Annotated in this window: 23 protein-coding genes; 11 read left to right on the top strand and 12 right to left on the bottom strand. The window is 71.2% G+C overall.

The genetic code is table 11. From position 1 onward, the window contains the following. Positions 1-2,700 (top strand): bifunctional acetate--CoA ligase family protein/GNAT family N-acetyltransferase, encoded by a 2,700-nt coding sequence (locus tag A3Q40_RS07385; protein ID WP_371831364.1) that lies wholly within the window; start codon positions 1-3, stop codon positions 2,698-2,700. Positions 2,701-2,754: 54 nt separating this feature from the next. Here A3Q40_RS07385 and A3Q40_RS07390 read toward each other — a convergent pair whose 3' ends face one another. From A3Q40_RS07390 to A3Q40_RS07400, 3 genes are all read right to left on the bottom strand, one after another. Next, the gene (locus tag A3Q40_RS07390; protein ID WP_068100856.1) at positions 2,755-3,723 is read right to left on the bottom strand and encodes a sigma-70 family RNA polymerase sigma factor; all 969 of its coding nucleotides are present in this window, start codon (positions 3,721-3,723) and stop codon (positions 2,755-2,757) included. A gap of 150 nt (positions 3,724-3,873) precedes the next feature. Beyond that, the gene (locus A3Q40_RS07395; protein ID WP_068105573.1) at positions 3,874-5,382 is read right to left on the bottom strand and encodes a DUF7782 domain-containing protein; all 1,509 of its coding nucleotides are present in this window, start codon (positions 5,380-5,382) and stop codon (positions 3,874-3,876) included. A gap of 82 nt (positions 5,383-5,464) precedes the next feature. Then, a complete protein-coding gene (locus tag A3Q40_RS07400) occupies positions 5,465-5,905 on the bottom strand; it encodes a DUF3099 domain-containing protein (RefSeq protein WP_082833811.1) in 441 nt (146 codons plus the stop codon). A gap of 93 nt (positions 5,906-5,998) precedes the next feature. Between A3Q40_RS07400 and A3Q40_RS07405 the strand changes: the two genes are divergently transcribed. Then, positions 5,999-6,238: a DUF3039 domain-containing protein gene (locus A3Q40_RS07405; RefSeq protein WP_068100858.1), complete on the top strand. Its 240-nt coding sequence runs from the start codon at positions 5,999-6,001 to the stop codon at positions 6,236-6,238. Here the strand turns inward: A3Q40_RS07405 and A3Q40_RS07410 are convergent. Then, positions 6,211-7,329 (bottom strand): YihY/virulence factor BrkB family protein, encoded by a 1,119-nt coding sequence (locus A3Q40_RS07410; protein WP_082833812.1) that lies wholly within the window; start codon positions 7,327-7,329, stop codon positions 6,211-6,213. The genes A3Q40_RS07405 and A3Q40_RS07410 overlap by 28 nt on opposite strands. A gap of 239 nt (positions 7,330-7,568) precedes the next feature. Here A3Q40_RS07410 and A3Q40_RS07415 point away from each other — a divergent pair, with 239 nt between their 5' ends. Continuing rightward, complete coding sequence (locus A3Q40_RS07415; RefSeq protein ID WP_068100860.1) at positions 7,569-9,311, top strand: DEAD/DEAH box helicase; 1,743 nt, start codon at positions 7,569-7,571, stop codon at positions 9,309-9,311. A 98-nt stretch (positions 9,312-9,409) separates the two neighbouring features. Here A3Q40_RS07415 and A3Q40_RS07420 read toward each other — a convergent pair whose 3' ends face one another. After that, positions 9,410-9,604: a DUF7455 domain-containing protein gene (locus tag A3Q40_RS07420; RefSeq protein WP_068105575.1), complete on the bottom strand. Its 195-nt coding sequence runs from the start codon at positions 9,602-9,604 to the stop codon at positions 9,410-9,412. Positions 9,605-9,855: 251 nt separating this feature from the next. Here A3Q40_RS07420 and A3Q40_RS07425 point away from each other — a divergent pair, with 251 nt between their 5' ends. Together A3Q40_RS07425 and A3Q40_RS07430 are read left to right on the top strand one after the other, a co-directional pair. After that, entirely contained in the window at positions 9,856-10,770 is a 915-nt protein-coding gene (locus A3Q40_RS07425; protein WP_068100863.1) for an EamA family transporter, read from the top strand. Then, on the top strand, positions 10,767-11,102 hold the full coding sequence (locus A3Q40_RS07430) for a DUF952 domain-containing protein (RefSeq protein ID WP_068100865.1): 336 nt from the start codon (positions 10,767-10,769) through the stop codon (positions 11,100-11,102). Before A3Q40_RS07425 ends, A3Q40_RS07430 begins: the two co-directional genes overlap by 4 nt. A 22-nt stretch (positions 11,103-11,124) precedes the next feature. Here A3Q40_RS07430 and A3Q40_RS07435 read toward each other — a convergent pair whose 3' ends face one another. Both A3Q40_RS07435 and ppgK read right to left on the bottom strand, forming a co-directional pair. Beyond that, positions 11,125-12,465, bottom strand: a complete 1,341-nt coding sequence (locus A3Q40_RS07435) for an RNA polymerase sigma factor (protein ID WP_068100866.1) — start codon at positions 12,463-12,465, stop codon at positions 11,125-11,127. 175 nt (positions 12,466-12,640) lie between these two features. After that, positions 12,641-13,453 (bottom strand): polyphosphate--glucose phosphotransferase, encoded by an 813-nt coding sequence (gene ppgK, locus A3Q40_RS07440; RefSeq protein ID WP_082833813.1) that lies wholly within the window; start codon positions 13,451-13,453, stop codon positions 12,641-12,643. A gap of 142 nt (positions 13,454-13,595) precedes the next feature. On the opposite strand from ppgK, the gene A3Q40_RS07445 reads away from it, so the two are divergent. Further along, on the top strand, positions 13,596-14,489 hold the full coding sequence (locus A3Q40_RS07445) for an inositol monophosphatase family protein (protein WP_235606504.1): 894 nt from the start codon (positions 13,596-13,598) through the stop codon (positions 14,487-14,489). 33 nt (positions 14,490-14,522) lie between these two features. Here A3Q40_RS07445 and cei read toward each other — a convergent pair whose 3' ends face one another. Beyond that, a complete protein-coding gene (gene cei, locus A3Q40_RS07450) occupies positions 14,523-15,203 on the bottom strand; it encodes an envelope integrity protein Cei (protein WP_068100869.1) in 681 nt (226 codons plus the stop codon). Between the two features lie 532 nt (positions 15,204-15,735). Here cei and A3Q40_RS07455 point away from each other — a divergent pair. Then, on the top strand, positions 15,736-16,038 hold the full coding sequence (locus tag A3Q40_RS07455; protein WP_068100871.1) for a DUF4193 domain-containing protein: 303 nt from the start codon (positions 15,736-15,738) through the stop codon (positions 16,036-16,038). Positions 16,039-16,167: 129 nt separating this feature from the next. Here A3Q40_RS07455 and A3Q40_RS07460 read toward each other — a convergent pair whose 3' ends face one another. Further along, positions 16,168-16,671, bottom strand: coding sequence for a DUF3093 domain-containing protein (locus tag A3Q40_RS07460; protein WP_068105582.1), 504 nt, complete (start codon positions 16,669-16,671; stop codon positions 16,168-16,170). A 68-nt stretch (positions 16,672-16,739) separates the two neighbouring features. On the opposite strand from A3Q40_RS07460, the gene dut reads away from it, so the two are divergent. After that, on the top strand, positions 16,740-17,291 hold the full coding sequence (gene dut / locus A3Q40_RS07465; protein ID WP_082834101.1) for a dUTP diphosphatase: 552 nt from the start codon (positions 16,740-16,742) through the stop codon (positions 17,289-17,291). A gap of 2 nt (positions 17,292-17,293) precedes the next feature. Further along, positions 17,294-18,154, top strand: coding sequence for a DUF3710 domain-containing protein (locus A3Q40_RS07470; RefSeq protein ID WP_068100873.1), 861 nt, complete (start codon positions 17,294-17,296; stop codon positions 18,152-18,154). 15 nt (positions 18,155-18,169) lie between these two features. Here the strand turns inward: A3Q40_RS07470 and A3Q40_RS07475 are convergent, their stop codons facing one another. Next, entirely contained in the window at positions 18,170-18,904 is a 735-nt protein-coding gene (locus tag A3Q40_RS07475; protein ID WP_068100875.1) for a hypothetical protein, read from the bottom strand. A 159-nt stretch (positions 18,905-19,063) separates the two neighbouring features. Between A3Q40_RS07475 and A3Q40_RS07480 the strand changes: the two genes are divergently transcribed. Continuing rightward, positions 19,064-19,441: an OB-fold nucleic acid binding domain-containing protein gene (locus A3Q40_RS07480; protein WP_068100877.1), complete on the top strand. Its 378-nt coding sequence runs from the start codon at positions 19,064-19,066 to the stop codon at positions 19,439-19,441. Between the two features lie 53 nt (positions 19,442-19,494). After that, positions 19,495-20,190 (top strand): DUF3159 domain-containing protein, encoded by a 696-nt coding sequence (locus tag A3Q40_RS07485; protein ID WP_068100879.1) that lies wholly within the window; start codon positions 19,495-19,497, stop codon positions 20,188-20,190. On the opposite strand, the gene A3Q40_RS07490 is transcribed toward A3Q40_RS07485, so the two are convergent. After that, entirely contained in the window at positions 20,158-20,823 is a 666-nt protein-coding gene (locus A3Q40_RS07490) for a potassium channel family protein (protein WP_068100881.1), read from the bottom strand. The two genes, A3Q40_RS07485 and A3Q40_RS07490, sit on opposite strands and share 33 nt — an antisense overlap. Before the next feature lie 46 nt (positions 20,824-20,869). Then, entirely contained in the window at positions 20,870-21,532 is a 663-nt protein-coding gene (locus A3Q40_RS07495; protein ID WP_068100883.1) for a potassium channel family protein, read from the bottom strand. Positions 21,533-21,617: the final 85 nt, after the last annotated feature.

Genomic DNA, 21,617 nt, shown 5'->3' on the forward strand with positions numbered 1-21,617 from the left:
GTGGCGTCCCCCGCCGGCGAACCGCCGGTGTCGGAGGCCAAGGCGCGTGAACGGGAGCGGGCGGAGAACTACCCGAAGCACTGGTCCGCCGACGTGCTCGCCAGCGACGGGCGCGTGGTGCACCTGCGGCCGATCGTGCCGTCGGACGCCGACGCGATCGTCGCCTTCCACGGCAAACTCAGCGAGCGCACCCGATACCTGCGCTACTTCGGTCCGTACCCGACCATGCCGCAGCGTGACGTCGTCAATTTCACGACCGTCGACCACTCGTCGCGGGTGGCGTTCGTCGCCACTCTGGGTGACGAGATCATCGCGGTCGGTCGCTACGAGCGTCTCCCGGACGGCGACGGCAACTCCGCCGAGGTGGCCTTCGTGGTCGCCGACCACCACCAGGGCCGCGGTCTCGGCCCGATTCTGCTCGAGCACCTCGCCGGGGCCGCCGCGGAGAACGGCGTCCGACGCTTCGTCGCGGAGGTCCTCGCGGAGAACCGCAACATGGTGACGGTGTTCCGGCAGGCGGGCTACCAGGTGAGCCGCACGTTCGACGGCGGCGTGCTCAACCTCGACTTCGACATCGACCCCACCGACGCGCTGGTGCAGGTGCGCAACTCTCGGGAGCGGGCGGCGGAGGCGCGCAGCGTCCGTAACGTGCTCTCACCGAGGTCGGTCGCCGTGATCGGTGCCTCCACCGACCCCGAGAAGGTCGGCAACGCGGTACTGACCAACCTGCTGCGCGCGTCTTTCACGGGTCCGGTCTACCCGGTCAACGCCGAGCACACGTCCGTGCGCGGAGTCCGCGCCTACGCCAGCGTGTCCGACATCCCCGACGAGGTGGACCTGGCCGTGGCGGCGGTGCCGTCCGCGCAGATCGACGCCGTCCTCGACGACTGTCTCGCCAAGGGCGTGCGGTCGCTCGTCGTGGTGTCCTCCGGATTCGGCGAGACGGGGGAGGAGGGTCGAGCCAACGAGCGGAGGCTGGTGCGGGCGGCGCGCGCCCACGGCATGCGGCTGGTCGGACCCAACGCCCTCGGCGTCGCCAACCTCGACCCCGCCGTCTCGTTGAACGCCACGCTCGCCCCGGTGCTGCCGGGGCGAGGTCGGGTGGGGTTCTTCTGTCAGTCCGGCGCGCTCGGTATCGCGATCCTGTCCCAGGCCTCGAAGCGGTTGCTCGGACTCTCGACCTTCGTCTCCGCCGGCAACCGCGCGGACCTGTCCGGCAACGACCTGCTGCAGTACTGGGACCAGGACGAGAACACCGACGTGGTGCTGCTCTACCTCGAGAGTTTCGGCAACGCGCGCAAGTTCTGGCGGATCGCACGGCGCGTGGCGCGCACCAAACCGATCGTGGCCGTCAAGAGCGGGCGCGGGGCCGTGCCGCCGGCGCTGGCCACGGGCTCGGACGTCGACGACACGGTCGTTCGCGCACTGTTCGAGCAGGCCGGGGTCATCCAGGTCGACTCGATCACCGAGCTGTTCGACTGTGCCGTCCTGCTCGGATACCAGCCCCTCCCCGCAGGTCCGCGCGTCGCGGTGGTGGGCAACTCGACCGCGCTCGGAGTGCTGGCCGTCGATGCCGCGCGGGACAACGGCCTGCGGGCCGACGCCCCGGTCGACGTGGGCGCTCAGGCGACGCCGGAGGACTTCGCCGCCGCGGTGACCCGTGCGATGGACTCGCCGGAGGTCGACGCCGTGCTCGCCGTGTTCGTCCCGCCGGTCGCCGTACGTGTCGAGTCCTACGCCGAAGCCCTCGGCGGCGCGGTCCGCGGCCGTGACAAGCCGGTGCTCACCACGTTCCTCGCGGCCGAGGGCATTCCCGATCTGCTCGCCGTGCGCGACGACGACGGCAACCTCGTGCGCGGATCGGTGCCGTCCTACCCGGATCCGGCGCGGGCGGTGCTCGCGCTCACCCGAGCCTGGCGGTACGCCGCGCGCCTCGGTCGGCCGGTCGACGACGTCACCCGGCCGGGCGGGATCGACACCGACGCCGCTCGGGCCCTCGTCTCGGGATGGATGGAGCGCAGCCCGGAGGGGCGGTGGCTGTCCGACGAGGAGGCCACGCAGTTGCTCGAGTGCTACGGGATCTCCGTGGCGGCGTTCCGCACGGTCACCGACGAGTCCGAAGCCGTCGCGGCGGCCGAGGAGCTGGGCGGACCCGTCGCGGTCAAGGCGACCGGCGAACAGTGGCGACACCGCCCCGACCTGTCCGGGGTCCGCCTCGACGTGGTGGGCGCCGGCGCCGTGGGCCGGGCGTATCGCGACCTCTTCGCGGTGTCCGGCAACCCGGTCATGGTGGTCCAGCGCATGGCGACCAAGGGGATCGGCTGCGTGGTCCGCGTGCAGGACGATCCGTCGTTCGGTGCGGTGGTGTCCTTCGGGCTGTCCGGCGCCCTGCCCGACCTGCTCGGCGATCGCGCGTACCGCGTGCTGCCGCTCGCGCCGCGCGACGCGGCGGAGCTGATCGAGTCCCCGCGCTCGGCGCCCATGCTCTCCGGCTACCGCACGGCGTCACCGGTCAACAAGAACGCTCTGATCGACCTGGTGCTGCGGGTCTCGACCCTGGCCGACGACCTCCCGGAGGTCCGGCACCTCATCTGCGACCCGGTGCTCGCGTCGGCCACGGGGGCGGACACCACCGACGCCCGCATCCGGATCGGCCCGGAACCGATGCAGGCCGATTTCGGACCGCGCCGCCTGCGCTGACCGCATACGACAGTGCCCCGGGCGGAAGCCCGGGGCACTGTCGTATGCGGTTCGTCAGCTGGCGTAGGACCGCAGCCGCTCGGCGCGGTCGCCCTGGCGCAGCTTGCCCATGACCTCGCGCTCGATCTGGCGCACCCGCTCGCGGGACAGTCCGAACAGCTTGCCGATCTGATCGAGGGTGCGCGGCTGTCCGTCGTCCAAGCCGTAGCGCAGGCGGATCACCTGCTGCTCCCGCTCGTCGAGGGTGGCCAGCACGCTGCGCACGTCCGTGTGCAGCAGACCGGCGATGACGGCGTTCTCGGCGGACGTGGCCTCCGAGTCCTCGATGAAGTCACCCAGGGGTGCTTCCTCGTCGCTGCCGACCGGCATGTCGAGGCTCACCGGGTCCCGGCTGTGATCGAGCAGATCGGCGATCTTCTCGACCGGAATGCCCGACTCCTCGGCCAGCTCCTCGTCCGTGGCCTCGCGACCGAGCTGCTGATGCAATTCGCGCTTGATCCGGGCGAGCTTGTTGACCTGCTCGACGAGGTGGACGGGCAGGCGGATGGTGCGGCTCTGATCGGCCATGCCGCGGGTGATGGCCTGACGGATCCACCAGGTGGCGTAGGTCGAGAACTTGAAGCCCTTGGCGTAGTCGAACTTCTCCATCGCCCGGATCAGTCCGAGGTTGCCCTCCTGGATGAGATCGAGCAACGGCATGCCGCGGCCGGTGTAGCGCTTGGCCAGGGACACGACGAGTCGCAGATTGGCCTCGAGCAGGTGTGCCCGGGCCGAGCGACCCTCGCGGACGATCGTGGCCAGGTCACGCTTCTTGGCGGCCGTGAGGCGTTTGCCGGTGGCGAGAACGTGGGCGGCATAAAGCCCCGCCTCGATCTTCTTGGCCAGCTCGACTTCCTCGGCAGCGGTGAGCAGTGCGGTGCGGCCGATACCGTTCAGGTAGACGCGCACGAGGTCCGCAGCCGGGCTCTGGGCATCGAGATCGGCTTCGCTCGGGCGCGGACGAACGGTGGTGGGGCTGGTCATGACGTGCCTCCTGATCGGTGGTGTCTCACCCGCTTCAACGTCGAGACACCTCCCGAAAGTTCCCACCGCGGCCGACCGTCAAACCATCTGGCCTGCGGATTCGCACCTCTCGCCCTGAGAAGTTGCTGAGAGAAAGGATCGGGCTCGCCGTCAGTGCGGTCGCGGGGAACCGGCCGGGCGCACGAGCCCGTGCACCACCAGTGCGGACACCAGAGCGACCGCGCCCGGCATCAGTTCCTCGGAGTCGACACCGCGCGCCGCGGCCAGGAGTTCCACCACGTCGGCCAGCGGCAGACCGTCCGCCCGCAGGCCGGCGAGCACCGCCGCACCGTCCGCGTCGATCTCGTGCTGCCAGGCCGGCCCGTCGCCGCGGTGGACCCGACGGACCACCGTCGACCACCCACCCTCGGGGTCGGGCAGAGCGACGTCCTCGTACGCGGTGGCCGGATGCACCGCATATCGCTCCTCGGCGACGTCGTGGGTGCGGAGCCAGTCGAGTCGGTCGAACACGTCGAGGGCCTCGTCGCCCAAGGGGTCTTCGAGGCCGTGGCGCAGATCCTCCGCGAGCACGGCCGTCGGTCGATCGGTCCGCCGCAGGTACACGAAGCCGAAGCCGACTCCGGTGACGTCGGCGTCCTCGAGGCGGGCGAGCCACCGCTCGGCCAGCGCGTCCGCCGCCGGTGTCCGGGGGTCGAGCCCGCCGTCGCGCAGCCAGGTCCCCACGTGCAGGGCGGGATCGGCGACGTCGCGTTGCACGATCCACGCGTCCACCCCGTGATCGGGCAGCCACGACGCGACTCGGGAGCGCCAGTCCTCCCCGTCGACGTGGATCCAGGCAGCGAGCAGGGTGGCGGTCCCGCCGAGTTCGAGGTGATCCGGCGCGGTGGACACGACCACTCGACTGGCCCCGTCGAGGTCCAGCCCGGAGTCGCGGTAGGAGTGGGTCACATCCCCGGTGCCCACGACGAACGGGGGGTTGGCGACGATGCGGTCGAAGCGGCGGCCGGCCACCGGGTCGAACCACGGCCCCGCCATCACCTCGACCTCGAGGTCGTTCAGCGCCGCCGTCACGCGCGCCAGCACCACGGCCCGCGCGGACAGATCGGTGGCGGTGACCCGAGCGGCGTAGGTGCACGCGTGCACGGCCTGCACGCCGCATCCGGTGCCGAGATCGAGCAGCGTCACCGGCCCGTCGGTGCGCGTGGGGGTCGCCCGTACCAGGGACAGGGACGCGTGGCCGACGCCGAGCACGTGGTCCGCGCCGATGGCCACCTCGCGGGTGCTGCCGTCGATGTCCGAGACCACCCAGCGATTCCCCTCGCCGAGGTCGAGCGGCCGGACGTCGAGGAGCGTGCGGACGACCGAGCTCTCCGGGCGCGCGATCAGTCCGGCGCGCTCGGCGTCGTCCGGATCGACCGGTGCCAACGCGGTCCGCGCCGCGTCGGCGTCGACGTCGTCGGCCAGGAGGAACAGGCGCACCAGAGCGCCGAGGTCACCCAACGTTCGGCAGCGGCGTCGTACCGGGGTCGGTTCACCTCGACCCAGCGCGTCGTGCACCTCGGTGCCCAATGCCGCCAGGATGCCGTCGGCCGTGAAGCCGACACGCTCGAATGCCTCGCGCAGCGGGGGCGCGAGGCGCAGGAGTGCGGACTCGTCGATCGGTGGGGAGTCGGCGGGACGCGTCGGGTCTGGTCCGGTCACGCGGTCGAGCGTAGCCAGGGTGCCGGACGCCGGACTTCGCTCAGGTGCCGACGGGTCCCGGCCGCTTCGCCGTGACCGCCGCGCGGGTCGCGGCCTCGGCAGTCGGCGTGTCGTCCACGTCCGCGTCGACCGTCACCACCGGGTGAGCGGACGACTCGATCGCCGTCGTGTTCTGCGCGCGCCAGCCGTACCGGCTGGGCTCGTCGTCGGAGCGCGGCGGGCGGTCGTTCGCGATCAGCACCGCCATCCACGGCAGCGGGATCGACGCGCCGACGATCGCCATCGCGATCCACGGGTTCTGCCACGCGGCGTACGCGAGCGCCGCGAGGACCAGCGCCGGGATGCGGAACGACATGATGAAGAGGTATTTGCGGACACGCGCGCGGTGTTGCTCCTCGACCGACGTGTGTGCCTCGGTGATCAGAACCGCCCGGCGAACGTCCTCTCGGGCGGACTGGCGTGAGGTGCCGTCTTGTGCCATGACTCCACTGTGTCACTGTTGAACGAACTGTGCAGTAATCCTGGTCGTGACATGTCCGACGCCGCCAACGGGAACAACCGTCATAATCGAACGATGAGCACCACGCAGACCATCGAACGGCCCGACGTCACCACAGACGAGACCACCGACGACGACACTCCCAAGTTCTTCCACTACGTCAAGAAGAACAAGATCGCCGAGAGCGCGGTCATGGGCACGCACGTCGTCGCGCTGTGCGGGGAGGTCTTCCCGGTGACCAAGTCGGCCAAGCCCGGATCGCCGGTGTGCCCGGAGTGCAAGAAGGTCTACGACGGCTTGCGCAAGGGTGACTGAGCCGAGTCCGGCCGTGGTGATCCGGCCATGTCCGGCCGGTTACCTCGGCCGTCCTGGCGACCGAGCCTGACGGGTCCGGTCGCCAGCCGCCCGAGGGCGCCGGTGGCCGGCTCGACGGCCTTGGTGTTCACCCAGTCCTTCACCTGCTCGAGCCGCGAGGCGCGGGCGGGCCAGAACTCCTGGACGGTCGCGTTGAACTCCGCGCCGAGGACCACGGCGAAGCCGAGGAAGAACGTGAAGAGCAGGAAGGCGATCGGCGTGGCCAGCGCGCCGTAGGTGTACCCCGTTCCGGTCACCCAGGACAGGTAGGCGCGCAGCACCGCGCTGGCGACCATGAAGAACACGCCGGCGAGCAACGCGCCGCCGAGCAGTCGATGCCACGGCAGCGAGGTGTGCAGCGCCACCTTGTACAGCGTGGTCAGTCCGACGATGAGCAGCAGACCCACGCCGGGGTAGTAGGCGACGTCGATGACAGTGGATCCGATCTCGTACCAGGACGACGGGAGCACGCGGCCGATCATCGACGGCCCGAGGGCGACGAGGGGCAGCACGAACACCGCCACGATGAGGAAACCCACGTAGAGGAGCAGGGCGAAGATGCGCTGCCACACGGGATTGCGTGCGTCCTGTTGCCCGTGTGCGGCGACGATCGAGTCCACGAACGTGGAGATCGCCGACGAGCCCGCCCAGAGCGAGAGCAGGAACCCCACCGAGACCACCGGCCCGTGGCCGCTCGCGAGGATGTCCCGGACCGTCGGGCCGATGATCTCGTCCACGACGTTGTCGCTGAACAGCGTGCCGCTGAAGGTGAGGATCTTCGATTCGATGATGTCGAGGGTGTCCGGACCGAACCACGCCGCCACGGACGTGAGGCTGCCGAGCAGGGCCAGGATCAGCGGCGGCAGCGACAGCGTCTGCCAGAACGCGGCCGTCGCGGACTCGGAGAAGATCGAGTCGTCCCACGCCTTGCTCGCGGTCCGGGCGACGACCCGCCACGCCGTCGTCAGCGGCCGACCCGGTACCGGTCCGCGGGCGTCGGCCGTCGGCGTCTCGGGCGAGTCGGTCGGGTTCGGGTTCTCGGGCGCGGACATGGTTCTTCCAGCATGACGGACGGCGCCGAGAGATGCGGCGGTGCCGGGCGGCGTGTCACCGCGTCCTGGGGATTGGTCGGTCCGTCGCGCGGGCGGCTAGGGTTGCCCGCGGTGTGCAGGAGAGCGGTGTGTGCGAGCGGTGGGGACGAAACGAGTGAGCCGGACGGGAGTTCCATGCCACGGACGGAGGGAGTTCTCGTGAGGCCGTTCGCCCCGTCGACCCGAGCCGGGGTGGGCCGATGACGGCCGGTGTCGACGACACGCCGCGCGGCGCCACCGGGGTGACTCTTCCCCCGCTGCGAGCCTGGCAGCGACGGGCCCTGACCAAGTATCTGTCCGCGGGTCCGCGCGACTTCCTGGCCGTCGCGACGCCGGGCGCGGGCAAGACCACCTTCGCGTTGCGCGTCGCCCTGGAGTTGCTCGGTGACCGCACCGTGGATCGAGTCACGGTGGTCGCCCCGACCGAGCACCTCAAGCATCAGTGGGCGGAGGCGGCGGCCCGCGTGGGTCTGGCGTTCGACTCCCGCTTCTCCAACAGCACGGGGTCGACGTCGGCGGACTACCACGGCATCGTCGTCACCTACGCCCAGGTGGCATCGCATCCGGCCCGGCACCGGGTCCGCACCGAGTCCTACCGCACGCTCGTCATCCTCGACGAGATCCACCACGGCGGTGACGCCAAGAGCTGGGGCGAGGGCATCCGGGAGGCCTACGGCGACGCGACGCGGCGTCTGGCGCTGACCGGAACGCCGTTCCGCAGCGACGACAGTCCGATCCCGTTCGTGTCCTACGAGCCCGACGAGGAAGGCCTGCCGCGCTCGCGACCGGACCACAGCTACGGCTACGCCGACGCGTTGGCGGACGGCGTCGTGCGTCCCGTGGTGTTCCTGGCGTACTCGGGGGAGGCGCGGTGGCGCAACAGTGCCGGCGACGAGTTCTCCGCGCGGCTCGGGGAGCCGCTGAGCGCCGAGCAGACCGCGCGGGCGTGGCGGACGGCGTTGGATCCGTCGGGGGAGTGGGTGCCGTCGGTGCTGACGGCCGCCAACACTCGCCTTCACCAGTTGCGCGCCGGCGGGATTCCCGACGCGGGCGGCCTCGTCATCGCCTCGGACCAGACCACGGCACGGGCCTACGCGGGCACCCTCGAGGCGTTGACCGGGGAGACGCCCACGCTGGTGCTGTCCGACGACCCGACCTCGTCGTCACGCATCGCCGAGTTCGGCGCCGGTATGTCGGCGTGGATGGTGGCGGTGCGCATGGTGTCCGAGGGTGTCGACGTGCCGCGTCTGGCCGTCGGCGTCTATGCGACCAGCGCTTCGACGCCGCTGTACTTCGCACAGGCGATCGGGCGGTTCGTGCGGTCACGCCGCAAGGGCGAGACCGCGAGCGTCTTCCTGCCGTCGGTTCCGGTGCTGCTGGATCTCGCGAGCAAGCTCGAGGCGCAGCGCGACCACGTCATCGGCAAGCCGCACCGGGAGAAGGACGGTCTCGACGACGACCTGCTGGCGGACGCGAACCAGCAGAAGGACGAGCCCGGCGAGGAGGAGAAGGCCTTCACCGCTCTGGGCGCCGACGCCGAACTCGACCAGGTGATCTTCGACGGGTCGTCGTTCGGGACGGCGACGTTCTCGGGCAGCGACGAGGAGGCGGACTATTTGGGTCTGCCCGGTCTTCTGGACGGGGACCAGATGCGGGCTCTGCTGCGCAAGCGGCAGAGCGACCAGCTCGCGGCGCCGAGTCCCACCCCGCCCCCGGCGCCGAGTCCCGCTGCGCCCGCGGCTGCCGGGCGGACGGGCGACGCCGGGAAGCTGGCGGATCTCCGCAAGGAACTGAACTCGCTGGTGGCGATGCAGCATCACCGCACCGGCAAGGCTCACGGCATCATTCACGGCGAGCTGCGGCGCACCTGCGGCGGACCGCCGACGGCCATCGCGACGGCCGAGCAACTCACCGAGCGCATCGCCGCCCTACGGTCCTGGTGACGCCTGCCCGGTGGACCGGTCGTGCCCGCGTCACACACGACGACGGCGGGCGACCACCTGAAGTGGTCGCCCGCCGTCGGGTCGGAGTAGTCGGGGCCTCAGGCCATCGCGTCGGCGTCGGAGACGATCGTCGCGTTCATCTCGCGGAGACGGTCTCCGTGCTCGTTGGCGTGGTGGCGGCAGAACAGAAGCTCACCGCCGGTGGCGAGGACGGCGCGCACCCGTGCGCCTGCGCCACAGCGGTCGCATCGGTCCGCCGCTGTGAGGGTCGTGTCTGTCATCAATCCGGGCATGACGCCTCCGTACTGACCGCGACTCACGGTCCTGGGATCGGTCCTCCGCGCCGGTGCGACGCGGTTCGTTCACTCTGTCAGACGTATAGCCGTCGTGCCTTGTTCCCACGCAGGACACGATGTGTTGTCACTAACACGAAACATGCTGGCCAGGGCCTCGGGGGCGGAGGCGTTCGCTGAGGGCAGAACGTCATGGCGGGGCTCGGGCCCTCGACGACGGCCGGCCGCGGAGTCTCGCTAGCGTTCTCGGCGTGGCCCCCGACCAGACGCGCTCCGCGCCGCGCACCTTCCCCGGATGGGCGGTTCCCGGGGTCTTCGTCGTCGGTGCTGTGGCGCAATACCTCGGCGCCGCCGTGGGTGTCTTCCTGTTCGACACGACGTCCCCGACGACGGTCGCCTGGCTTCGCGCCGCCGGCGCCGCCGTCGTCCTGCTCGCGTGGCGGCGTCCGTGGCGCATGCGGTGGACCCGACGATCGGTGATCGCCGCGACCGGCTTCGGCGTGGTGACCGTTGCCATGAATCTCGCGTTCTACGAGGCGATCGCCCGCATCCCGCTCGGGACGGCCGTGGCCATCGAGTTCCTCGGACCGGTCGCGGTGGCCGCCTTGGGATCGCGACGTCCGCGAGATGTCCTCGCGCTGCTCCTGGTGGTCGCGGGCGTGGCGCTGGCCGCGGGAGCGACCGGTGACGTCGGCGCCGTGGGAGTGGCCTTCGCGCTGGGCGCCGCCGCGCTCTGGGCCGCGTACGTGGTGCTGGGCACGGTGGTCGCCGACGCGGGGAGGGGACTGGATTCCTTGGCCGTGGGTATGGGCGCCGCCGCGCTGATACTCGCCCCGATCGGACTCACCCCGCAGCTGCTGGAGGATCCGAGCGTCTTCGCCCACCCCGCGACGTGGCTCCTGGGCATCGGCATCGGTTTGCTGTCGTCGGTGGTGCCCTACGCGCTCGATCAGGTCGTCCTGCGCTCGGTCGGCCGGGCACGCTTCGCCCTCCTGCTGGCCCTGCTCCCCACCACGGCGACGGTGGTCGGATTTCTGGTACTCCGTCAGCTCCCCACCGCGGGGGAGGCGCTGGGCATCGCCTTCGTCGTCGTCGCGGTGGCACTCGGGGGCGTCGAACGGCGACCCCGTCCGGATCTCGAACCCGCACCGAAAGGACGGACATGACGGATCTTCTGCACCTGTGCAGCGAGCAGGAGTGGGCGACGTATCGCGCGGCCGGGGAGATCGTGCCGCCGTCTCTGACGACGGACGGATTCGTCCACCTCTCGACGCCGGAGCAGGTTCATCTGCCGGCGAACCGGCTCTTCCGGGGACGCACGGACCTCGTGGTTCTGCACGTGGATCCCGAGGCGCTGCCCGGCGAGGTGCGGTGGGAGCCGGGTGTGCCCGGCGATCCCGCGTCGATGCGCTTCCCGCACCACTACGCGGCGATTCCGACAGGCGCGGTACGCCGGGTGGAATCCTTCCCACCCGGCGACGACGGGCTGTTCGGCTGACGCCGAGAGGTGACGCCGGCGATCAGTCCAGGTAGTCGCGCAGCACCTGGGACCGGCTCGGGTGGCGCAGCTTGGACATCGTCTTGGATTCGATCTGGCGGATGCGCTCGCGCGTGACGCCGTAGACCTGGCCGATCTCGTCGAGTGTGCGGGGCTGACCGTCGGTAAGGCCGAAACGCAGACGGACCACGCCGGCCTCGCGCTCGGACAGGGTCTCGAGCACGGACTGCAACTGGTCCTGCAGCAACGTGAAGGAGACGGCGTCGACGGCGACCACGGCCTCCGAGTCCTCGATGAAGTCACCGAGCTGGCTGTCGCCCTCGTCACCGATGGTCTGGTCGAGCGAGATCGGCTCACGCGCGTACTGCTGGATCTCCAGCACCTTCTCCGGCGTGATGTCCATTTCCTTCGCCAGCTCCTCCGGCGTGGGCTCGCGGCCCAGGTCCTGGAGCAGCTCGCGCTGGATGCGGCCGAGCTTGTTGATGACCTCGACCATGTGCACGGGGATGCGAATGGTGCGGGCCTGGTCGGCCATCGCGCGCGTGATGGCCTGCCGGATCCACCACGTGGCGTACGTGGAGAACTTGTAGCCCTTGGTGTAGTCGAACTTCTCGACCGCGCGGATCAGACCCAGGTTGCCTTCCTGGATGAGGTCGAGGAAGGCCATGCCGCGGCCCGTGTAGCGCTTGGCCAGCGAGACCACGAGGCGGAGGTTCGCCTCCAGTAGGTGGTTCTTGGCGCGGTTGCCGTCGCGGCAGATCCAGTTCATGTCCCGGCGCTGCGCGACGGGGAGCTTCTCGCCCTTCTCGGCGGACTCGGCCATCAGCTGCGTGGCGTACAGGCCCGCCTCGATGCGCTTGGCCAGTTCCACCTCCTCCTCGGCGTTGAGGAGGGCGACCTTGCCGATCTGCTTGAGGTAGGCACGGACCGAGTCGGCCGACGCGGTGAGCTCGGCGTCCTTGCGGGCCTGCCGCAGAGCCTCCGACTCCTCCTCGTCCCACACGAAGTCGCCGGACGCCTTGTCCTCCGCGGTGGGCTCCGCCGTGGCGTCGTCCTCACCGTCCTCACCGACGGCGACGACCTCGACCACGTCGGACTCGGCGGCGAGCTCGCCCTCCGGAACGTCGAGATCGGCGATGTCGCCGGGGTTCTCGTCGGCGTCCTCGGCCGCGGGCGACGTGGCCTTCTTGGCCGGAGCCTTCTTCGCCGCCGTCTTCTTGGCAGCGGCGCCGCGCGGGGCGGCCTTCTTGGCGGGAGCCTTACGAGCCGCCTTCTTGGCGGGAGCCTTCGCAGGTGCGGCGACCGCAGCGTCCGCGGTGTCGGTCGCGGTCTCTACGGTCTGACGAATGTCGGTGGCTGCCACGTACGCCCTTTCGTGACGGTGTCGTGCGGCGTCACGCCAGAGTGTTCTTCCGGCGGAGAGGTCTGTCGGATTTCCCGGCATCGCAGCCGGGGCGTGGACCATTGTAACGACCGCGCGGGCGGTTCGAGACCGCGCGAGTCGAGCGGGCCGGTCCGACCGACCGGACCCCGCCGTGTCAGGGGGCGACGCGGGACGTCGAGGCAAGGGCCGCCCCGACGATGCCCGCCGTGTTGCGCAGGGTGGCGGGCTGCACGGGCGTGCGATTGGTCAGCAGCGGGATCCACTTCTCGGCCTTGCGGCTGATGCCCCCGCCGGCGATGAACAGGTCGGGCCAGAAGAGGTCCTCGATGCGTTCCAGCACGCGGGAGACCTCCTTGGCCCACTGCTTGTAGGAGAGGTCGTTCTCCTCCTTGATTCGCGACGCGGCGCGGTGCTCGGCCTCCTTGCCGTCGACCTCCATGTGCCCGAGTTCGGTGTTGGGCAACAGGACGCCGTTCTGCAGGATGGCCGAGCCGATTCCGGTGCCGAACGTGAGCAGGATGACCACGCCCTTGGTGTCCCGGCCGCCGCCGAACTTGTCCTCGGCGATACCGGCGGCGTCCGCGTCGTTGAGCACGGTGACGTTGCGCCCGCCGAGGTGCTCGGCGAAGAGGGCACCGGCGTCCGTGCCGATCCAGGCCCGATCGACGTTCGCGGCCGTCCGCGCGACGCCGCCCGTCACGACGCAGGGCAGGGTGATGCCGACGTCCCCGGTCCAGTCGAAGTGATCGACGATGGCGCGGACCGTCTCCGCCACGGCCTGCGGCGTGGACGGCTGCGGGGTCTCGATCTTGTGCCGCTCGCCGATCAGCTCGCCGGTGGCCAGGTCGACGATGCCGCCCTTCACGCCGCTGCCGCCGACGTCGACGCCGAACCCCCGGCCCGACGGGGCGGTGCCGGTCCGGTCGGCGATGGACACGGGTCCGGGATCGGTGGGGCCGTTCGACATGCGTGCATCCTCCTCGGGCAGCGGGCGAGCGGAACCTGGCGCTCGCGGATCACCCTAGTTGCTCGGGGCGGCCCGGGACGGGGCGGCGCGTCGGTCCGCGATGTGGTCGGATTGGGAGGTGACATCGTCGAGGGAAACCCCCGTGCCCGCCGACCGTTCTCGTGCCGACGACGACCCGGAATCGCTGCAGCGCATCGCCGTCGACGTCGCTCGCGAGGCCGGTCGACACATCGCACGCCGCCGACCCGAGGTCTTCGGGCGCGGCGGCGCCCCGTCCGTGGCGGACGCCGTGCAGTCCAAGTCCACGCCCACCGACCCGGTCACCGTGGTGGACACCGAAGCCGAGCACGTGGTGCGGGAGCGACTCGCCGAGCGACGGCCGAACGACGACGTGTTGGGCGAGGAAGGCGGGGGAGCGAGGCAGGCGCCGTCGGGGGTGCGCTGGGTGGTCGACCCCATCGACGGCACCGTGAACTTCCTCTACGGCCTGCCCGCCTACGCGGTGTCGGTCGCCGCGCAGGTGGACGGTCGGTCCGTCGCGGGCGCCGTGGAGGACGTCGTCCGACGCCGGACGTACGCTGCCCGACTCGGCGGCGGCGCGTGGGTCAGCGACGACGGCGGGGAGTGGATCCGCCTGTCCGTCCGAGACGTCGACGACGTGTCGATGGCGTTGGTGGCCACCGGGTTCGGCTACGGCGCGGCCCGTCGCCGCCGCCAGGGCGAGGTGGTGGGCGCCCTGCTGCCGCAGGTCCGCGACCTGCGCCGGGTGGGCTCGGCGGCGCTCGACCTGTGCATGGTCGCGGAGGGGCAGGTGGACGCCCACTTCGAACACGGCCTCTCGCCCTGGGACTGGGCGGCCGGCGCGCTGATCGCGGCGGAGGCGGGTGCGCGGGTGCGCACCCCGTCGCCGCACTCGCGCAGCAGCGACGGCGAGGTCACCGTGGCGGCGGCGCCGGGTGTGGCCGACGCGTTCTCGGCCCTGCTGGACAGCCTCGGAGCCTTGGATCCCATTCCGGACGGCGCCGGCGCGCAGTAGTCGTCTCGGCGCAGTCGTCGCGGCGAAGCCGTCTCAGCAGTCGACGGTGCGCGCCGCCTGCAACAGGTCGAGGTCGAGGGCCGGTGCGGGCTGACCGGGCGGCACCTCGGCGAGCGTGCGGACCACTTCCTCGGCGTCCGTGTTGGGTTGCAGCGCACGGAAGTTGGTGCCGAGCGCGAGATCGACCGTGTCGTCCGCGCGGTCGTCGCGCACGAACTCCGCACACGGCGCGACGAGCGCGACGGTGCCGGCCGCGGCGACGCCGGCCTCCCCGAACCTGATCTGCGCGATGCACTGCATGTTCTGATCGACGTACACCGGGTCGTTGCCCACCTGGACGTCGGGAGCGCTGGCGTAGCCGTAGTTGTTCAGATCCGCCGCGATCTCGGCGGCCTGGCCGCCCTGACCGTTGGCGTTGAACACCCGCACCTTCGTGGCCGCGAGCGGGAGCGGCTGCGACTCGTCGACGACTCCGGCGTCGACCACCTCGCCCAGCGCGGCCGCCGTCGGTGCCGCCGGATCGGACGGCGGCTGGGGCGCGTTGCACGCCACCGCCTCGGTGCCCGTCTCGGTGGCCGTCAGTACTCGCACCCACACCGCGGCGCCGGCCAGGGCAAGCACCACCAGCACGATCAGGATCGGAGCCGGGCGACGGCGGCGGAACGGCCGACCGCGATCGTCGGTGGACGATCCCCCGGTGATGTACGAAACCACGTTGGCGGCTGCCCTTCCGTCGTCGGTCCCCGCCCGGGGCAGGTCCCGGAGGCGCCGGACGGCGGGGTGTCGCGCTCACTGTAGTGGCCGCTGTCGCCCGACAGGGCGCAGGATCGCGCCCGGCGCCCGACAGGGCGCAGGATCGCGCCCGGCGCCCGACAGGGCGCAGGATGGCGCGGTGCTTTCGATCCGGTCGGGCGTCGGCTATTGTCTGGCGGCCCGGCCAGGAATGGCCGGCCCGCCCGCGCCATCGGCGGCGCAGGTCATCCGCAGCGGCCTCGGCTGCGAATGGACGTCGGACACGTCGCCCGAAGGGGCGGGAACGACGTATCGGGAACAACTCGACCCGAATGGCTGTTCGGCCACGAACACCGTTCGGAAGCACCGCGTGCGGTGCGACCGAGGATGTAGGAACGCGAGGAACGAGTTCGTCGAACAAGAAGCGGTCGACGTCTTGCACATCCCCCACGAAGGCGATCGAGAGGATCGGGGCACCCATCCCGGTCCTGCAGGAAGGTAAGGGGACACGGTCATGGCTACCGATTACGACGCACCACGGCGTACCGAATCCGACGACGTGTCGGAGGACTCGCTGGAAGAACTGAAGGCACGACGCAACGAGGCGCAGTCCTCCGTCGTCGACATCGACGAGACCGACACCGCGGAGTCGTTCGAACTGCCCGGCGCCGATCTCTCGGGCGAGGAACTCTCCGTCCGGGTTGTCCCGAAGCAGGCGGACGAGTTCACGTGTTCGAGTTGCTTCCTCGTTCATCATCGGTCGCGACTGGCCGAGGAGAACGGAGGCGCTCCGATCTGCCGCGACTGTGCAGCCTGATCGCCGGCGCGGCGGGCCGGCCTGATCGAGCCGTCTCGATCCGCAGGAATCACGTACCGGGCACCCGACCACGTCGGGTGCCCGTTGTCGTGTCGCGGGCGTGTCTTGCGGGGAACGGCGCGGGCGAGCTCAGCTGCCGTGGACGAGGGCCGCGACGACGTCGTCCGGACGGCGGCTGCTGACCAGCCAGTAGGGCGTCGGATCGTCCTCGTCGTCGAGGACCACCAGAACCATCGTCTTCACCCAGGACCGGTTGAGGACGAACGCCGCGGGATCGAGCTGACGGCCCAGTGCCGCGCTCTTCGCCGACGCAGGGACGGCGGCCGCCCGCGAGACGACGGAGGCCGGCAGGGTGGCCTTGCCCGCGAGCAGGTACCGCTCGCCGTCGCGCTCCACCACGCGCACGCGGGTGCGCCCCAGGCGAGCGACGATCCACACCGCGAACGGCACGAGGACCAGGTACGGCAGCCAGGCCGGGATGCCGGGCGATCCCAGGTGCACCTCGGCGGAAAGGATCGCGGCGACGCCGACACCGGCGAACCAGTACCAGAGCGGGACGCCGAGCCGCTCGTCGTGCAGGACGGTCTCGGCCGTGCCCGCCCGGTTCGGACGCTGCGTGTCGTTCTCTCCCACGGTCACCAGGGTAGTGCGTGCGGTGCGACGGTCCGCCGCGTGCGGGTTGCCGGGTAACGTCGTCGACCGTGACCGACCCCCATTCCGGACCCGACGACGGCGCGTGGGCCGTGTCGTTTCGCCGGCTCGATCCATCCGTCCCCGTTCCCACGCGCGCGCACGCGGGGGACGCCGGCGTGGACCTCACCGCCACCGAGGACGTCGTGATCGACCCGGGCGCGCGGGTGTTGGTGGGAACCGGGATCGCCGTCGCGTTGCCCGTGGGAACGGTGGGGTTGATCCACCCTCGGTCGGGCCTCGCAGCGCGGACGGGACTGTCGGTGGTGAACACCCCGGGCACGATCGACGCGGGTTATCGCGGCGAGATCAAGGTATGTCTGATCAACCACGACAGGTCGACGCCCATCGAGTTGCGACGCGGCGATCGGGTGGCGCAGTTGGTGGTGCAGCGGGTGGAGTTGCCCCGATTCGTCGAGGTGGACACCCTGGACGAGACGACGCGCGGTCACGGCGGGTACGGCTCGAGCGGCGGTCATGCAGCGCTGGGTGATGCGCCGACGGTCCAGCGGACGTCGACACCCGGGGACGGCCCCGCCGCGAGCGCGAGCGAGAAGGAGTGAGCATGTTCGGCAGGAAGAAGAAGCGGGACCCGCACGACGAGGAGGCCGCGGCGGACGCGACGTCTCTCGCACCGGAGTCCGACGACCCGGGTCCCGACGCGAGTGGATCCGACGACGTCGATGCTGCCGACGGGACCGCCGATCCCGACAGCGGCCCGTGGTCCATCGAGGATCGTGAGGGCGAGCGCGAGGAGATCGCGCAGGGGCGCCTCGACCTCGGCTCGGTGTTGCTGCCCCTCCCGGCGGGCGGGCAGCTGCAGGTCGAGATGACGCAGCAGGGCACGCCGCAGGCAGTGCACATCGTCACCCAGCACGGGCGGATCACGGTGGCGGCGTTCGCGGCGCCGAAGTCGCCCGGGCAGTGGCGGGAGGTGGCCACGGAACTGGCCGACACCCTGCGGCGGGACAACGCGACGGTGTCGGTCGAGAGCGGACCGTTCGGACGCGAGGTGGTGGGTCTGACCGCCGGCGGCGAACTCCGTTTCATCGGGGTCGACGGGTACCGCTGGATGATTCGCGGGGTCGCGACGGGTCCGGCGGGGTCCGTCGGTGCCGAGTCGCCGTTGGTCCAGCAGGCGCGTGCGGTCGTGGCGGGCACCATCGTGGATCGGGGATCCGATCCGCACCCGGTGCGCACTCCGCTGCCGGTCACGCTCCCACAGGCGCTCGCGCAGCAGCTCGCGGCGGCGCAGCAGCAACAGCAGGCAGCGGCCCAGCAACAGGCCGCCCAGCAAGCGGCCGCCCAGCAGCAAGCAGCAGCTCAGCACCAGGCGGCCGGCCCGCAGCAGCCGTCCACCGAGGACCCGAACGCCGGTGGTGGTCGACGCGGCCCGTCCGGGTCGGCGATGCAGCAACTGGGCTGACCGGCCGCCGCCGGCTCAGGCGGACGCCTCGGACAGGACGGCCATGGCGTCCCGGGCGCACCGTCCGAGCACGGCGCTGTCCCGGCCGACCTCGTCGAGCGTCGTCGTCGTGATCGCGCCGCGCCGCGCCGCGGCCGTCCACGCCCGGGCGACCGACACCGGATGGACGGGATCGCCGTCGACCCCGACGACGGCCACCGGGACGTCGAGTGCTGCAAGATCGTCCGTCGTGGGCGACGGGTAGGCGGCCGCCTCGTCGAGGGCGTCCGGGAGCGCCGGCCACTGCGACCGCCAGGACGGCGCCAGCGTGCGTACCAGCCAGTCCGGGCTGGACGCGGCCATGCGGTCCAGGGTGACCTCGAGGCCGTCGCGGCGCAGCATCTCGGCCGAGCCGCGCGCCAGGACCGCGGCGGGGGCGGAGTCCGGGTCGCCCGTCCAGGCGGGCATCACGGCGATCACACCGTCCACCACGCCGTCCGCGGCGCCGGATCGGGCGCGGTCGAGGAGCCAGCGCGCCGCCACCGCGGCCCCGATCGACACCCCGCCGACGAGCAGGCGCCCGCCTCGGTGTTCAGCCTCGCGGGCCGCGTCGTCGAGTGCGCGTCGATACCCGGCGATCAGGTCGGACGGGGTCGGATCGACCGCGACCGACGACCATCCCGCCGCCGCCGACGCGGGACCGAACGCCGCCCGGACGAACGCGGCGTCCGATCCGGTGCCCGGCAGCATCACGAGGGTGGTGTCCGTCATGGAGGCGGCTCCTTCGCGGTCCACTCGAGGTCGGTCGTCGGACGTGATCCAGCAGACGCTCGAGGGGTGTGGTGGGGCATGCGGTCGGGGTCTACAGTGGCGCTGACAGAAGCGAAACACCAGTCGCGGACGGCCCGCGCGAACGCTCCAGGAGCAACCATGGCACCCGCTGCCGCAGGATACTTCCGACGCATGGCTCGGAAGTTGACCGAGGACATCGACCAGCTCGATGCCGAGGACATGGAGTCGGAGTCCCGGGCGTCCGGTGCGCAACGCGCCTGCGACTGTTCCCGCGGTGACGAGGTCACCATGATCGGTCGCCTCCGCAGCGTCGAGGCGTGCAGCAAGTCCGCCAACGCCGCCGTCCAGGCCGAGTTCTTCGACGGCACCGACACGCTGTCGCTCGTCTGGATGGGTCGTCGCAAGATCGCGGGTATCGAGTCCGGCACGCAGCTCCTGGTCCGGGGACGGGTGGGCGAGCGCGACGGGCGCAAGGTCATCTACAACCCCTACTACGAGTTGCGGTCCGGAGACTGACTCCGCAGCACGGTCTCGGCGTTCCCCCGCCCCGTCTGGCAGGGTGAGCAGACATGAGCGACGCTCCGAAGATCGACACCGACGCCCCGCCGCCCACCGTGCTCGCCCAACTCGGCGGCGTCAGCGGTCTCGTGTTCTCGACGCTGCCGGTGCTGGTGTTCGTGCCCGTCAACGCGCTCGCCGGTCTCACGGCGGCCATCTGGTCCGCGCTGGGACTCGCCGTCGCCATCCTGCTCTGGCGCCTCGTGCGCCGCGATCCCGTCCAGCCCGCGATCTCGGGATTTTTCGGCGTCGCGCTGTGCGCGTTCATCGCCCACCGCACCGGTGATGCCAAGGGCTACTTCCTGTTCGGCATCTACACCTCGCTCGTCTACGGCGGAGTGTTCCTCGTGTCCATCCTCGTGCGTCGGCCGCTGGTGGGCATCATCTGGGGCTACCTCAACGGCACGGCTCGGCAGTGGCGCGAGCATCGCCGTGCCGTGCGGGCGTACGACATCGCCACGGCCGCGTGGGTCCTCGTCTTCGTCGCGCGGTACCTGGTGCAGTCCCAGCTGTACGACGCCGACGAGACAGGGTGGCTCGCCGTCGCGCGTATTGCGATGGGGTGGCCACTGGCCGCCGTCGCGTTCGGTGTCACGTTCTGGGCCGTCCGCCGGGCCGATGCGATCGTCGCCGAGGCGGCCGACCCTCGACCGCGCGAGTCGGCGGAGCGGGAGTCAGGGTCGCGCGAGTCCCAGGCAGGCGCGTAGCTCGTCCTCGACGTCGACCGTGGTCACGAACAGCAGTTCGTCGCCGCCCTCGAGCGGATCGTCGGCCTGCGGCACGATCACGCGACCCCCGCGCAGGATGGTCACCAGCGCCGCGTCCCGCGGCAGAGTCACCTTCCGCACCGGCTTGCCCGCCAGGGGAGTGGTGGCCGGGAGCGTGATCTCGACCAGATTGGCCTTGCCCTGACGCAGGGTCATCAGCCGGACCAGATCGCCGACCGACACGGCCTCCTCGACCAACGACGCCAGCATCCGCGGGGTGGACACCGCGACGTCGACGCCCCAGGACCCGTCGAAGAGCCATTCGTTGCGCGGATCGTTGACCCGCGCGACGACACGGTCGATGCCGAACTCGGTCTTGGCCAGCAGGCTCAGCACCAGGTTGGCCTTGTCGTCTCCCGTCGCGGCGATGACGACGTCGTACGACTCGATGCCGGCGTCCTCGAGGGTCGCCAGCTCGCAGGCGTCGGCGTGCACCCACTCCGCGTCCGTCACCGACTCGGGGTCGACGTGGTCGAGCTTGCGTTCGATCAGCAGCACATGGTGGTCGGAACGCAGCAGTTCGCGGGCGATGGACCGTCCCACGGCGCCCGCTCCGGCGATGGCGACTCTCATACTCGGGTTCCTTCTCGGGTCGAGGTGCGACGGTGGGCGGCGGGCGTCATTCCTCGGGGGGCGGGCTGCTCGCGAGCGCGACGGCCTCGGCGACCATGCCGTCGACGGCGGCCACCCACACCTCGTCCTCGGCCTGCAGTACCGTCTTCCGGTCGGGGAGCAGCCCGCTGCCGAAGCGGATGAGAAACGCCACCCGGGTGCCGGTGGTCTTCTCGAGCAGGGTGACGCTGCGCCCGACCCAGCCGTCGGCGAGGTCGAGGCGGGTGACCGCGACGTTGCCCGACGGGTCGCGCCACTTGGTCTGCTCGTTGTCGTGGATCAGGGTGTGCAGGAAGCGGTCCGTCGTCCACGGCACCGTCGCCACCGTCGGGATGCCCAGGCGTTCGTACACGCGGGCGCGCTTGGCGTCGTAGATCCGCGCGACCACTCGCTCGACGCCGAAGGTCTCCCGCGCGACGCGCGCGGAGATGATGTTGGAGTTGTCTCCGGAGGAGACCGCGGCGAGCGCGTCGGCGCGGTCGATCCCTGCTTCCACCAGGACGTCCCGGTCGAAACCCATCCCCGTGACCCGACGGCCGGTGAAGGCGCTGCCGAGGCGACCGAAGGCGGTGGGGTCGCGATCGATGACGGCCACCTCGTGCCCGAGGCGGGACAGGGCGGTGGCGAGCGACGATCCGACTCGGCCGCACCCCATGACGACGACGTACAACGACTGCTCCGTTCGGGGCGGAAGAAATGCGTGGGCAGGACCGACGCGCTCACGCTATCGGTCACCCTGCCCCCCGGTCGAGTCC

This window comes from Rhodococcus sp. PBTS 1, assembly GCF_001620025.1.
Taxonomy (GTDB): Bacteria; Actinomycetota; Actinomycetes; order Mycobacteriales; family Mycobacteriaceae; genus Rhodococcoides; species Rhodococcoides kroppenstedtii.

Coding starts and splice junctions, on each gene's coding strand:
- A3Q40_RS07390 (WP_068100856.1), bottom strand. CDS start 3,723: ATGACCAGCCCCACCACCGTTCGTCCGCGCCCGAGCGAAGCCGATCTC.
- A3Q40_RS07400 (WP_082833811.1), bottom strand. CDS start 5,905: ATGGCACAAGACGGCACCTCACGCCAGTCCGCCCGAGAGGACGTTCGC.
- A3Q40_RS07405 (WP_068100858.1), top strand. CDS start 5,999: ATGAGCACCACGCAGACCATCGAACGGCCCGACGTCACCACAGACGAG.
- A3Q40_RS07410 (WP_082833812.1), bottom strand. CDS start 7,329: ATGTCCGCGCCCGAGAACCCGAACCCGACCGACTCGCCCGAGACGCCG.
- A3Q40_RS07415 (WP_068100860.1), top strand. CDS start 7,569: ATGACGGCCGGTGTCGACGACACGCCGCGCGGCGCCACCGGGGTGACT.
- A3Q40_RS07420 (WP_068105575.1), bottom strand. CDS start 9,604: ATGCCCGGATTGATGACAGACACGACCCTCACAGCGGCGGACCGATGC.
- A3Q40_RS07430 (WP_068100865.1), top strand. CDS start 10,767: ATGACGGATCTTCTGCACCTGTGCAGCGAGCAGGAGTGGGCGACGTAT.
- ppgK (WP_082833813.1), bottom strand. CDS start 13,453: ATGTCGAACGGCCCCACCGATCCCGGACCCGTGTCCATCGCCGACCGG.
- A3Q40_RS07455 (WP_068100871.1), top strand. CDS start 15,736: ATGGCTACCGATTACGACGCACCACGGCGTACCGAATCCGACGACGTG.
- A3Q40_RS07470 (WP_068100873.1), top strand. CDS start 17,294: ATGTTCGGCAGGAAGAAGAAGCGGGACCCGCACGACGAGGAGGCCGCG.
- A3Q40_RS07475 (WP_068100875.1), bottom strand. CDS start 18,904: ATGACGGACACCACCCTCGTGATGCTGCCGGGCACCGGATCGGACGCC.
- A3Q40_RS07480 (WP_068100877.1), top strand. CDS start 19,064: ATGGCACCCGCTGCCGCAGGATACTTCCGACGCATGGCTCGGAAGTTG.
- A3Q40_RS07485 (WP_068100879.1), top strand. CDS start 19,495: ATGAGCGACGCTCCGAAGATCGACACCGACGCCCCGCCGCCCACCGTG.
- A3Q40_RS07490 (WP_068100881.1), bottom strand. CDS start 20,823: ATGAGAGTCGCCATCGCCGGAGCGGGCGCCGTGGGACGGTCCATCGCC.